Below are 11,528 nucleotides of genomic sequence, written 5' to 3'. Positions count from 1 at the left end.
TCACGCCGTTGCGTGCATGATCCGAACAAGTGGACACTGATTTTTTCGAAAGATCATGCTCAGATGAGAAGATGAGAATCAGCCGTTCATGATGACTGTGATGCAGGGGGCGCTCGGCCTGGCTTCGGGCGCACTGGTCGGCTTCTCGCTCGGCCTGGTCGGTGGCGGCGGCTCGATCCTCGCTGTGCCGCTGATGGTCTATGTCGTCGGCGTGCCTGAGCCGCATGTCGCGATCGGCACCAGCGCCATTGCGGTCGCGGCCAATGCGGCGGTCAATCTCGGCAATCATGCGCGTGGCGGCAATGTGCACTGGTCCTGCGCGCTGGTGTTTGCTGCTGCAGGAATCGCCGGTGCGCTCGGAGGCTCGATTCTCGGCAAGCAGGTGGATGGGCAGAATCTGCTGGCGCTGTTCGCGGTCCTGATGCTGGTGATCGCCGTGCTGATGCTGAAGACGCGCGCCCAAGTCGGCGAGCACCGGGTTGAGATCAGCATGTCGAACACGCCTTCGCTGCTTGCGTTGGGTCTTGTCACCGGCGCGCTGTCTGGCTTCTTCGGAATCGGTGGCGGCTTTCTGATCGTGCCGGCGCTGATGGCGGCCACGGGCATGTCGATCATGAGTGCGATCTCTTCATCGCTGGTGGCGGTCACCGCATTCGGTCTCACCACGGCATCGAGCTATGCCTGGTCCGGGCTGATCTCCTGGAAACTTGCGCTGGTGTTCATTCTGGGTGGTCTGCTTGGCGGACTGTTGGGAACCAGCCTGGCGCGGCATCTGTCGCTGCGGCGGGGCGCGTTGAATACCGTTTTTGCGTCTATCATTATCGTCGTGGCGCTCTATATGTTGGCCCGCAACATCTACATCACCTGAGCGCTGGCGCATGATGCGTCTTCGGAGAACATCATGACCGCCGCAATCCGCGAGACCTCGAAAACCGCCACGACGCGCCGCGCTGCGCTCGGGCTTCTCGGTGGCGCCATGCTGCTCGGCGCGTCCGGCAAGGTGCTCGCGGCATCTGGTGCCGCCAAGGACGAAGACGTCCTTAACGAAGCCGCGGTACTCCGCGATCCGGACATCCCGGCCGCCGGCAACCCGAAGGGCGACATCACCATCGTCGAATATTTCGACTACCAATGCCCCTATTGCCGCAAGATCGCCCCCGACCTGCGCGCCTTGGTGAAGGAAGACGGCAAGGTTCGCCTGGTGTCGAAGGATTGGCCGATCCTCGGGCCGGTGTCCGTCTATGCGGCCCGTCTCGTGCTCGCTGCCAGATACCAGAACAAGTTCATCGAGGCGCAGGAGGCCCTGATCAGCCTCGATACCAAACTGACGGAAGCGATCGCGCGCGACCGGCTCGCCAAGGCCGGCATCGATGTCGATCGCGCCGTCGCCGATCTGCAGAAAAATCAGGATGCGATCGTTGCCAAGCTGAAGCAGATCGATGAGCAGGCGACGGCTTTCGGCTTTAACGGCACGCCGTCCTTCATCGTCGGCAAGTTCCGCATTCCCGGCCCGATCACCAAAGAACAGTTCGTTCTCGCGATCGCCGATGCGCGTAAAGCCGCGGCTGCGAAGAAGTAAAGTCGGCACGTTCAAGACAGAAAAATGCCCCCGCTCATCGGCGAGGGCATCTTTGATCGGCGTAATCAGTCTTCTCGTTGCTGATGTGCTTACGACTTCACCTGCGAGGTGAGCTTGGCCCAATCCTGCTTGGTACGCGTCTTCAGTGCTTCCCACTCATTGGCAGCAACATCCCAGTTGACGATCGTCCGGCGCTCCTGCGCCGTCTGGCCGTTCGCCACTGACGAGGTCGACATCGAATCGTAGATGTAAACGCCGATGCCCAGGATCAGTGCACCCAGGATCATTCCAAAAAACGTCCGCATAGCGGTAGCCTCCATTGAACCCAAACAACGCGACGTCCGGGGCTTTGGTTCCCGGTTGCATGGTGCGCTATTGCCGCAGCGCATTCATTGGCAGCATTGATCTTGCGGTCACGCCGTGGTGATCCTTGGGAAGCATGACCGTTCATCTTACCGATCAATCCGTGCTCGACGACGCCGTTATGGAGCTGGTGAAGCTCGACCCGCGTCTGAAACCGATCCTGGCCATGGCCGGGATGCCGGCGCTGCGGCAACGCGCGCCGGGCTTCGAAGGACTTGCGCAGATCGTCTGCGGGCAGCAGGTCTCGGTGGCATCGGCTTCGGCGATCTGGGGCCGCGTCGCCGGCGCCTTCTCGCCATTCGATCATCATGCCATCCGCAAGGCGCGCACCGATCGTCTGGGTCGGCTTGGCCTGTCGGCGGCGAAGATCAAGACGCTGAAAGCGCTGGCGCGTGAACTCGTCGAGGAGCGGCTGAATCTCGACGTACTTGCCGAAGAAGACGCCGACGCCGCGCATAACACGCTGGTCGCGTTGCACGGCATCGGACCATGGACGGCCGACGTCTATCTGCTGTTTTGTCTCGGCCATGGTGACGCCTGGCCGGCGGGCGATGTCGCCATTCAGGAATCCATCAAGGTCGGGCTCGGTCTCAATGAGCGTCCGACCGTGAAGCAGATGGCGCCGCTGGCAGAACCATGGCGTCCGCTGCGCGGTGCGGCGGCGCATCTGTGGTGGGCTTACTATCACGCCATCAAGAAGCGCGAAGGCGTGATCGGCAAACCGGCGAAGTGAACACGTCGCGGGCAGCAGCATCGACTGCGCGGGCCAGGCTATTCCTCGGCAGGAGGCGAGGTGGATGTCCCTATGGCAGATACTGCGGCGTCGGACGCTGGCTTCCATACGAACCATGTGAGCAGTGCCTCGAGCGAAGGGCAAAGAGACTCGCCCCAATCCGTTAGCGCATATTCAACCTTCGGCGGCACCTGTGCATGCACGACGCGTCGAACGATGCCGTCGGCCTCGAGCTGCCGCAATTGCTGCGCGAGCATGTTCTGCGAGGCCGCAGGGATTGCGCGTTCGAGTTCGGAGAAGCGCAAAATTCGGCCGCCGAACAGACGAAACAGGATTTCCAGCTTCCAGCGTCCGCCGATCATCTTCAGCGACTGCTCGATCCCGTCGGATGCGGTCGTCGCAGTCCACGGTTCCTTACCTGGAGGTAAGCCCCCCACTTTCTCGTGCGTTCTTGTCATTCGGCAAACATATCCGCATTTCCCTCGCAGACAATGCACCGCGCTGTGCGGATGTGAAAATGAGGAACTGGACGATGACAAATCATCAGGCGGGCGGCGAACTCGCTGGCAAGCGGGCGCTCGTGACCGGTGGGACCAAAGGTATTGGTGCAGCCGTCGTCGCGTGCCTGCTGGCACAGGGTGCAGTGGTGCTCACGACAGCGCGCAACAGGCCGGCCGGCATGCCGGACCATGCCGGCTTCGTCGTTGCTGACGTTGCCACCGCCGACGGGTGCACGGCGCTCGCCGACGCGGTCCTGAAGCGCCTCGGCGGCATCGATATCATTGTCCACGTTGTTGGCGGGTCGTCCGCGTCTGCGGGCGGTTTCGCAAAGCTCGATGACGCTGCTTGGCAGCGCGCAATGGACCTGAATCTCTATGCTGCCGTCCGATTGGATCGCGCTCTGTTGCCGTCGATGCTGGAGCAGAAGTCCGGCGTGATCATTCATGTCACTTCGATCCAGCGTGTGTTGCCGCTGCACGATGCCACGATGGCCTACGCGGCAGCGAAAGCGGCACTTGGAAACTACAGCAAGGCGCTATCAAAGGAAGTTAGCCCGAAAGGCATCCGCGTGGTGCGCGTCTCGCCGGGCTGGGTGGAAACCGAGGCCGCTGTCGGGCTGGTGCGGACGATCGCCGACGAGAACAGCATCGATTATGAGGGCGCGCAGAGAATGCTGATGGATTCGCTCGGCGGTATTCCGCTCGGACGTCCGGCCAGGCCGCACGAAGTCGGGGACCTCGTGGCATTTCTGGCATCGCCGCGCGCGGCATCAATCACCGGTGCAGAATTCGTGATCGACGGCGGCACGGTTCCCACGGTGTAGTCGAACAGTGTTTGAAACGGACGTTGTTTTAAACAACTCCGCTGTCGCAAAACAGACATTGGTGAAAGGAATGATCGCTGCAGGGAAACGCAGCGGAGTTCGATCATGAACGCGTATACGCAATTCAACATAGCCAAGAATAATTTTCAGAACACCACGCTGGTGCAGATGTCGCTGCCGCGACTGGACGAACTGTCCGATGATTGCCTTCTGGTCGAGGTCGAACGCTTCGCTTTCACCGCGAACAACGTCACTTATGCGATGCTGGGTGACCGGATGAAATACTGGCAGTTATTCAAGGCGCCTGATGGCTTCGGCAACATTCCGGTCTGGGGTTTTGGCAGGGTGATCGCGTCGATGCACCCGCAGATCGCCGAAGGCGAGCGGCTGTTCGGCTATTTCCCGATGGCCTCGCATCTGGTGATCGAGGCCGCGGATGTCAGCAAGCGCGGCCTGCGCGACGGCGCGGCGCATCGGCAGGGCGTCGCGCCGGTCTACAATGCCTATGCGCGGGTGGCGGGTGATCCGGCCTTTGCTGGACGCAACGGCGACTATCAAGCCCTGCTGCGGCCGCTCTTCATGCTGTCGTTCCTGGTCGATGATTTTCTCGCCGAGGAGGAATTCTTCGGTGCACGCACTGTCATTCTCTCCAGTGCCTCCAGCAAGACAGCCTTCGGTCTCGCACATCTGCTGCATAGCAAGCGCAAACCGCTCCGCGTGATCGGCCTCACCTCGGCGGGTAATGCGGATTTCGTGCGGTCGCTCGGCTGCTACGACGATGTCGCGCTCTACGATCATATCGATGCGCTGCCCGCCGATCAGCCGGTGGCCTTCGTCGATATGGCCGGGAATGCCGACCTGCGCGGCCGGCTGCATCGGCACCTCAAGGACAAACTCGTTTATAGCGGGCGCGTCGGGCTCACCCATCAGGATACAGCGGTGGATGAGGAGCTTCCCGGTGCCAAGCCCGCATGGTTCTTCGCGCCGGACCAGATACGCAAGCGCGCCAAAGAATGGGGACCGGGCGGCATCGATAGCCGGTTCAACGCGGCGTGGTCGGGATTCCTGCTGCTGCTGGAACAGTCGCTCACAGTTGCCGAGAACCGTGGCCCTGTCGCCGTCGAGAATATCTATCGCGATACACTGGCCGGCCGGGTGCCGCCCGATCAGGGGCATATGCTGTCGCTCGCGGACGGCTAATAGCGGACCATCACATCTCGCCGAGGGCTTCGCGGCGGCGCTGCTCGGACTCTTCGGCGTAGCGCCGTGTCGCGTGGGCTTCCGAGAGCGTGCCGAGCACGCGGTGGCTTTCGGCCTCCACCACCGCCAGCGATTCCGCTTCGGCGCCCTCGAATACCACCATGGCGTCGCGGATGTTCATGTCCGGATGCAGGACGACGTCGCGACAATGCAGCAGGCTGTCGAGCCGAAAGGCAGTCACGTCAGGCGAATGCGCTTCAGCGACGATGGCGAGGCCGACATAGCGGCCTTCGGGATCGACGGCGACGACCTGGGTCTTCGAGCCGAGCGGGAATTTCTCGCGGAATTCGTCGAGCGGCATGGTGGAGTCGACGGTCGGGACGTCCGGGCGCAGCAGCCGCCTGACGGTGAGATCGCGGATCCAGCCGACGTCCGCGGCGCTGCGGATGGTCTCGCCGCGCAGATGCAGGCGCCATGTGGCGAAGGAGTAGCCGAACAGCTCGCGCGTCATTTGGGTGGAGATGATGACAGCGACCAGCACCGCGGTGGTGAGCCAGAGATTGCCGGTGGATTCGAGCGCGATGAACGACATGGTGAGCGGCCCACCGATCACCGAGGCCGACAGCGCGCTCATGCCGATGATGGTGTAGACAGCGGGGTCGATGGTGAAGCCGGCGCCGATCGCATTGAAGCCGACCGCGAACAGATGGCCGCCGAGCGCGCCGAGAAACAGCGTGGCAAAAAACAAACCACCACGAAAACCTGTCCCGAGCGAGATGATCGAGGCGAGCGTTTTCAGCGCCATCACGAAGGCCACCAATGCGACTGGATAGGCCGTCATGCCGCCGAAATGCAGCGCGCCGTGTCCGGATGCCATGACTTGCGGCGTCAGCAGCGCCATCAACCCGACCAGCAGCCCGCCCAGCGCCGGACGCAGCGGCGGCCACAGTTTGATTTTGGTGAGCAGCGCTTCGGTCCAGGCGACGACACGCATGATGCCGATACCGAAGGTCGCGGCGAACACGCCGAGCAAGGCCGCCACTGCGAGATCATGACCGAGCACGTCGCCGAACCGGCCGGCAACGACGCCAAGCGACAACGGATCGAAGGCATGGGCTACGAAATAGCCAATCACCGCGGCGATGCCGACCGGCATCAGACTCGCCGATGTGTAGCCGCCGATCACCAGTTCGAAGGCATAGAACGCGCCGGCCAGCGGCGCACCGAATGCGCCGGCGATCGCGGCGGCCGCACCGCAGCCGACCATCACGCGCTGATCGCCGCGACGAAGGTGGAAGGCGCGTCCGATGGAGGCACCGAGCCCGCTGGCGAGCTGGGTGTAGCCGGCCTCGAGACCGACCGAGGCCCCGACGCCGCTGGACCACACGGTTTGCAGCGCGACGATGACGCTGCCGCGGAACGACATCCGCCCCCCATGGAGCGCGTTGGCCTCGATGGGGTCGACCTCGCGGGCCGGTCGCCAGCGCAACAGCAGCAGGAAGGCGACCCCCAGCAGCAGCCCGCCAAAGGTGGGAACCAGAATCGCGCGCACCGGATCAATCCAGAACTGGCTGGAGAGCCGCTGGCCCCATTCCAGATTGAACAACACCGCGTGAAGAACGCTGACCGCAGCGCTCATGGCGGCCACCACGAGACCGCCGATCACGCCGATCAGCGCTGCCAGAATCGCAAGGCTGGTTTCATGCGCACGGACAAAGGCGCGCAGCCGTTGCGGGGCCTCGAGATAGCGGGAGGAAGGGACCATCGGGCAGCGTCCGGTATTTGCGGCCGCGAACCGGGCGCGCGCCACGGGGTTTAGCGGCAGGCGCTGCGACAGACCACCCGCAGTTCCCAGAAAAGCGACCCAACGCGGCGCTTTTGTGAGGGGATAAGGTCTGCCCTATGCCCTTCACAACCCTGTCACGCTGCCTGTAGTATGTGGAGACAGGTTGCTTCGCAGCCATATGTGGGGGTCAGGAGCGTTACTTGAACGCACATGTCTCGCAAGGCGGTTGGCCGGTTCTGGTCCTCAATGCGGACTTCCGGCCGCTGAGTTACTACCCACTGTCGCTGTGGTCGTGGCAAGACGCGATCAAGGCAGTGTTTCTCGACCGTGTGAATATCGTAGAGCACTACGATCACGCGGTGCGGAGTCCTTCGTTCGAATTTCAGCTGCCCAGCGTGGTGTCGCTGAAGTCGTTCGTGAAGCCGACGACGCATCCCGCCTTCACCCGGTTCAACGTTTTCCTACGCGACCGCTTCTCCTGTCAGTATTGCGGCTCGCATGACGATCTGACCTTCGATCATATCATCCCACGCTCCAAGGGTGGCCAGACCACCTGGGAGAACGTTGTTGCGGCCTGTTCGCCTTGCAATCTGCGTAAGGGCAACATGACCACGCAGCAGGCGCGCATGTTCCCGCGCCAGACGGCGTTCGCGCCGACGGTGCACCAGCTGCATCGCAACGGCCGGCTGTTTCCGCCGAACTATCTGCACGGCAGCTGGCTGGACTATCTCTACTGGGATACGGAACTGGATCCGTAGGGGCGTCGGGCGCTACTACGCCTAGGTCGCTATTCCTGCTTCAGCTCGAGCTTGCGGATGATATCGCCCCATTTGGTGATCTCTCCGCGCACATAGGTCTGGGAGTCGGTCACAGAACCGCCAACAGCCGCGAAGCCGATGCGGTCGAATTGTTCGCGAACACCTGCATCTGCAAGCGTCTTGTTCACGTCGGCGTTGAGCTTGTCGATGATTGCCTGCGGCGTCTTGGCCGGCACCAGGAATGCCACCCAGGTTGCATCCTCGTCGTCACTCAGTCCGAGCTCGCGCGCGGTCGGGACATCCGGAAGCGATGGCATGCGCTCGCGGCTTGTCACGGCCAGCGCCTTGACCTGTTTGCCCTTCACCAGCTCCATCGCCGCGGGCAAGGCGACACTGGCCAGAGGCGTGTGACCGCCCATCACCGCATTTAGCGCGGGACCTGCACCCGTGAACGGCGCATGCACGATGTTGGCCTTGGCGTTGAGCCTGAATATTTTTTCGGCCGACAAATGCGGCGTGGTGCCGACACCGGCGGTGCCATAGGTGAAGTTTTCCTTGGCGGCAGAGGCGATCACCTCGCGCAGGGTCGATGCTGTGAGACTAGGCGCGCCGACGATTAGATTGGGCGTGGTCGCCGCAACCACCACGGTCTTGAATTCGTCCGGCGAATAACCGGCCTTTGCCGACAGGCTCGGATTGACGGCGAATGCGCTTGTAGTCACCAGCACGGTATAGCCATTGGGTTTGGCCCTTGCAGCCGCGGCAGCCGCGATATTGCCACCGGCGCCACCGCGATTCTCGATTACGACGGGTTCGCGCCACAGGTCGTTCAGTTTCTGTCCGACAATGCGCGCGATGATATCGGCGGGGCCGCCCGGCGCGAAAGCGACGAGCAGGCGCACCGGCTGCGCCGGGTAGGGCTGCTGGGCGACGGCGGGACCGATCGCCGTCAACAGCGCTGCGGTGATGACGACCGCACTGGATGCGCGCTTGAAGAAGTGCGTCACGATATTCCTCCTCGATGTCTTTTCGGGAGGCTTTTGCGCCTCCTCAATGGGTGTGGTTCAGAACACCTCGTCCTTGAACCACCGGCCCTGCGCCAGCGCGTATTCGGCTATCTCCATACGCGTGCCGATCCAGACATCGTCGCGCTTGCGCGCCAGCTTGATCATGGCGTCGTAAACCCACGCGCCTGCCGGCCGACCGAACACATGGGTATGCGCGGTGACATCGAGCATGAACGGTGCCGCGTCGGCCTGGCTTGCGTTGTCGAGGATGGCGCGGAACTGGTCGATCAACGTCGCCGGCGCATTGCCGTAGCGGATGCTGTGCGGCAGATCGTTCACGTCCATCGTCAGCGGAATGCCGACGATGCGTTGCTCCGGCGCATCTTTCTGCATGATGATCGAGGGCAGGTCGTCGTCATTGCAGTCGCCGAACCAGACATAGCCTTCCTCAGCGAGCAGCTTTGGCGAAATCAGGCTTCCGGTGCCACGTGGGCTGATCCATCCTTTCGGACGTTCACCGGTGACGGCGGCGATGAGGTCACCGGTGCGGCGGATATTGGCGCGCTCACCGGCCTCGTCGAAATAGACCGGGATGACATCCATGCCATAGGAATGCGCCACGATCTCGTGACCGGCGGCATGAAGCTCCTTCAGCACGGTCGGGTGGGTTTCGGCGAGCACGCCGTTGACCATGATGCTGGTCTTCACATCGTTTGCGGCAGCGATGCGCGTGAGGCGCTGGATGCCGCGCACGGCGCCGTAGCTTGCCCAGGAATGTGCGTTGGTATCGAAAAAGCCGGGCTGCAACACGTTGCCCATCGGCCCGATGCCCGGTGCCTTGCCGGGCGACCAGGCCTCATAGGCCAGATTGAAGACGATGCCGATGCGTGCGCCATTCGGCCAGCGAAAGTCTGACGTCGCGCGCTGTACGCGAAATGTCCGGGAATCACTCATGTTGTTGTCCTTGTTTTTGGCGCGTGCGTTGCCGTGTCAGGCCACGATGCTGTTGGACAGGATGCCGATGCCTTCGATCTCGGCTGTGACGCGATCCCCCTTGAGCAGGAAGCGCGGCGGCGTCATCGCATAGCCGACCCCGGACGGAGTTCCGGTGGCGATCACGTCTCCGGGCTCCAGCGTGAGACCGCGCGTCAGATGTTCGATGATGGCCGGAATATCGAAGATCATGCGGCTGGTGCGGCTGTCCTGGCGTACCTCGCCATTGACCGTGCTGAAGATCCTGATGTCGGCAACATTCGGCAGCGCGGACGCATGGACCACAACCGGCCCGAACGGGCAGGAGCGATCGAGGCCCTTGCCTTTGAACCACTGGCCGTAACGACGCTGCATGTCGCGACCGGTGATATCGTTGATGATCGAATAGCCGAACACATGATCGAAGGCGTTCTGCGCAGAAATGTTGCTGCCCGCCTTGCCGATGATGACGGCGAGCTCGACCTCGTAATCGAGCTGTTCGGTGACATTGGCATGCTGCGGAATGTTTTCACCTGAAGCGATCACGGCGGTCGGCGGTTTGGTGAAGAATTCCGGCACGCTTGGCAGCGGGGCGGGCGCCTTGCCCTGCGCGCGCATGCCTTCGTCGATATGGTCCTTGTAATTGCGGCCGACGCAGAAAACGTTCTTCTTCGGCCGCGGAATCGGTGCCATCAGCGTCAGCGATGCCAGCGCAACAAGGTTCGCGGCATTCACTGCCGATGCGAGACCACGCACGATGGCGAGCCCCGCTTCGCCGGCTTCGGCGAGATCGCCGACATGGCGCGGCGCGGAGGCCTGGCCATCCGGCCACGCCTTCGTCAGATCAAGAACATTGTCATCGATCACGAGGCCGAGATGCGATCCGTCTGCGGCTGCAAAAGTGAGGAAGATCATGTGGTGGTCTCATTCTGTTCGGGGAGGTCAAATTCTTTCAGCGATGCCGCTGCCTGGTCGCGCAGCAAACGGACATGTCGTCGCGCGAGTGTTTCCGCGCGGTCGGGATCGCGCTGTGCGATCGCGTCGATGATGTCGTGATGCTCATGAAACGATTGCGAGCCGCGATTGAGACGCTCGATGAAGCGCAGTCCCGCCATTTTCAGATGGCCGAATGAGTCCCATGTTTTGCCGAGCAGGGCGTTGCCGCTCTCTTTGATCATCAGCGCATGAAAGGCGGTGTTGGCAGCGGCATATTCGGCGGGGCGTGCCAGCGCGCCGGCCTCATCGAAATCGGCGAACACGGCCCGCAGGCGGAGCGCGACATCATTCGCGCCGTTGAGGGCGACTTCGCGGGCTGCCAGACCTTCCAGCATTTCCCGGATCGACAGCCATTCGAGATATTCCGGTAGCGATGTCGGCATCAGCCGTGCGCCGCGGCGCGGGCGAAACGTGATCAGCCCTTCCTGCTCGAGCCTGCGCATGGCCTCACGTACGGGCGTCCGGCTGACCCCGAGCTCTGCCGCAAGCTCCTCTTCTCGAAGTCGCAAGGGGGCCGTGAGGCCGGCCGCGCGCACCCCCAGCCGAACTTTCAGGGCCGTATAGACCTCGTCTCTCAGATAGGGCCTGGCGGCGATCGGGCTGATGCTCATGAATTTTGTATATGTATACAAAATCGAGAAGTCTATGGTATTTCAATGTTGCGTCGCAGCGATCTTGCCGAATGTGAGTGACTTGGATGATCTGTAACTGGGGCTGACAGATCTTTCGTCGAGCGCGGAGATGGCCGCTTTGCCGTCGTATCAGTATGGTCTCTGGCTTCTCGCTCGGTCCTGGATTGATGGGGCCAAA

General features: G+C 62.4%; 13 protein-coding genes. 6 read left to right on the top strand and 7 right to left on the bottom strand.

The window, feature by feature from the left end:
- Positions 1-88: 88 nt before the first annotated feature.
- Complete coding sequence (locus AB7828_RS18165) at positions 89-868, top strand: sulfite exporter TauE/SafE family protein (RefSeq protein ID WP_068729255.1); 780 nt, start codon at positions 89-91, stop codon at positions 866-868.
- A gap of 33 nt (positions 869-901) precedes the next feature.
- On the top strand, positions 902-1,579 hold the full coding sequence (locus tag AB7828_RS18160) for a DsbA family protein (RefSeq protein WP_441230798.1): 678 nt from the start codon (positions 902-904) through the stop codon (positions 1,577-1,579).
- Positions 1,580-1,668: 89 nt separating this feature from the next.
- Here AB7828_RS18160 and AB7828_RS18155 read toward each other — a convergent pair whose 3' ends face one another.
- Positions 1,669-1,884, bottom strand: a complete 216-nt coding sequence (locus AB7828_RS18155) for a hypothetical protein (protein WP_068730379.1) — start codon at positions 1,882-1,884, stop codon at positions 1,669-1,671.
- 134 nt (positions 1,885-2,018) lie between these two features.
- Here AB7828_RS18155 and AB7828_RS18150 point away from each other — a divergent pair, with 134 nt between their 5' ends.
- Positions 2,019-2,675 (top strand): DNA-3-methyladenine glycosylase family protein, encoded by a 657-nt coding sequence (locus tag AB7828_RS18150; protein ID WP_441230797.1) that lies wholly within the window; start codon positions 2,019-2,021, stop codon positions 2,673-2,675.
- A 38-nt stretch (positions 2,676-2,713) separates the two neighbouring features.
- On the opposite strand, the gene AB7828_RS18145 is transcribed toward AB7828_RS18150, so the two are convergent.
- A complete protein-coding gene (locus AB7828_RS18145) occupies positions 2,714-3,133 on the bottom strand; it encodes a winged helix-turn-helix transcriptional regulator (RefSeq protein WP_441230796.1) in 420 nt (139 codons plus the stop codon).
- A 74-nt stretch (positions 3,134-3,207) separates the two neighbouring features.
- Between AB7828_RS18145 and AB7828_RS18140 the strand changes: the two genes are divergently transcribed.
- Entirely contained in the window at positions 3,208-3,999 is a 792-nt protein-coding gene (locus tag AB7828_RS18140; protein WP_441230795.1) for an SDR family oxidoreductase, read from the top strand.
- Between the two features lie 105 nt (positions 4,000-4,104).
- Positions 4,105-5,199: a DUF2855 family protein gene (locus AB7828_RS18135; protein ID WP_441230794.1), complete on the top strand. Its 1,095-nt coding sequence runs from the start codon at positions 4,105-4,107 to the stop codon at positions 5,197-5,199.
- Between the two features lie 10 nt (positions 5,200-5,209).
- Here the strand turns inward: AB7828_RS18135 and AB7828_RS18130 are convergent, their stop codons facing one another.
- Positions 5,210-6,964 (bottom strand): chloride channel protein, encoded by a 1,755-nt coding sequence (locus tag AB7828_RS18130; RefSeq protein ID WP_441230793.1) that lies wholly within the window; start codon positions 6,962-6,964, stop codon positions 5,210-5,212.
- Positions 6,965-7,185: 221 nt separating this feature from the next.
- On the opposite strand from AB7828_RS18130, the gene AB7828_RS18125 reads away from it, so the two are divergent.
- Positions 7,186-7,743 carry an HNH endonuclease gene (locus AB7828_RS18125; protein ID WP_089267641.1) on the top strand — a complete coding sequence of 186 codons (558 nt, stop codon included), beginning with the start codon at positions 7,186-7,188 and terminating at the stop codon, positions 7,741-7,743.
- A gap of 29 nt (positions 7,744-7,772) precedes the next feature.
- Here the strand turns inward: AB7828_RS18125 and AB7828_RS18120 are convergent, their stop codons facing one another.
- Genes AB7828_RS18120 through AB7828_RS18105 form a run of 4 tightly spaced genes read right to left on the bottom strand, consistent with a single transcriptional unit; the run spans position 7,773 to position 11,329 of the window.
- A complete protein-coding gene (locus AB7828_RS18120; protein WP_441230792.1) occupies positions 7,773-8,750 on the bottom strand; it encodes a Bug family tripartite tricarboxylate transporter substrate binding protein in 978 nt (325 codons plus the stop codon).
- Between the two features lie 57 nt (positions 8,751-8,807).
- Positions 8,808-9,704 (bottom strand): polysaccharide deacetylase family protein, encoded by an 897-nt coding sequence (locus AB7828_RS18115; RefSeq protein ID WP_441230791.1) that lies wholly within the window; start codon positions 9,702-9,704, stop codon positions 8,808-8,810.
- Between the two features lie 36 nt (positions 9,705-9,740).
- Positions 9,741-10,637 carry a fumarylacetoacetate hydrolase family protein gene (locus AB7828_RS18110; RefSeq protein ID WP_441230790.1) on the bottom strand — a complete coding sequence of 299 codons (897 nt, stop codon included), beginning with the start codon at positions 10,635-10,637 and terminating at the stop codon, positions 9,741-9,743.
- On the bottom strand, positions 10,634-11,329 hold the full coding sequence (locus AB7828_RS18105) for a GntR family transcriptional regulator (RefSeq protein WP_441230789.1): 696 nt from the start codon (positions 11,327-11,329) through the stop codon (positions 10,634-10,636). The genes AB7828_RS18110 and AB7828_RS18105 overlap by 4 nt, the downstream gene beginning before the upstream one ends.
- Between the last annotated feature and the right edge of the window lie 199 nt (positions 11,330-11,528).

The organism is Tardiphaga sp. 215_C5_N2_1 (assembly GCF_052076055.1).
GTDB classification, from domain to species: domain Bacteria; phylum Pseudomonadota; class Alphaproteobacteria; order Rhizobiales; family Xanthobacteraceae; genus Tardiphaga; species Tardiphaga robiniae.
Note: the sequence above shows the minus strand (reverse complement) of the source record. Positions and strands in the feature narration are given on the sequence as shown.

What these genes read in the sequence shown, in the direction of transcription:
- AB7828_RS18115 (WP_441230791.1), bottom strand. Translation starts at nt 9,704, where the DNA reads ATGAGTGATTCCCGGACATTTCGCGTACAGCGCGCGACGTCAGACTTT.
- AB7828_RS18160 (WP_441230798.1), top strand. Translation starts at nt 902, where the DNA reads ATGACCGCCGCAATCCGCGAGACCTCGAAAACCGCCACGACGCGCCGC.
- AB7828_RS18150 (WP_441230797.1), top strand. Translation starts at nt 2,019, where the DNA reads ATGACCGTTCATCTTACCGATCAATCCGTGCTCGACGACGCCGTTATG.
- AB7828_RS18155 (WP_068730379.1), bottom strand. Translation starts at nt 1,884, where the DNA reads ATGCGGACGTTTTTTGGAATGATCCTGGGTGCACTGATCCTGGGCATC.
- AB7828_RS18145 (WP_441230796.1), bottom strand. Translation starts at nt 3,133, where the DNA reads ATGACAAGAACGCACGAGAAAGTGGGGGGCTTACCTCCAGGTAAGGAA.
- AB7828_RS18165 (WP_068729255.1), top strand. Translation starts at nt 89, where the DNA reads ATGATGACTGTGATGCAGGGGGCGCTCGGCCTGGCTTCGGGCGCACTG.
- AB7828_RS18140 (WP_441230795.1), top strand. Translation starts at nt 3,208, where the DNA reads ATGACAAATCATCAGGCGGGCGGCGAACTCGCTGGCAAGCGGGCGCTC.
- AB7828_RS18130 (WP_441230793.1), bottom strand. Translation starts at nt 6,964, where the DNA reads ATGGTCCCTTCCTCCCGCTATCTCGAGGCCCCGCAACGGCTGCGCGCC.
- AB7828_RS18110 (WP_441230790.1), bottom strand. Translation starts at nt 10,637, where the DNA reads ATGATCTTCCTCACTTTTGCAGCCGCAGACGGATCGCATCTCGGCCTC.
- AB7828_RS18105 (WP_441230789.1), bottom strand. Translation starts at nt 11,329, where the DNA reads ATGAGCATCAGCCCGATCGCCGCCAGGCCCTATCTGAGAGACGAGGTC.
- AB7828_RS18135 (WP_441230794.1), top strand. Translation starts at nt 4,105, where the DNA reads ATGAACGCGTATACGCAATTCAACATAGCCAAGAATAATTTTCAGAAC.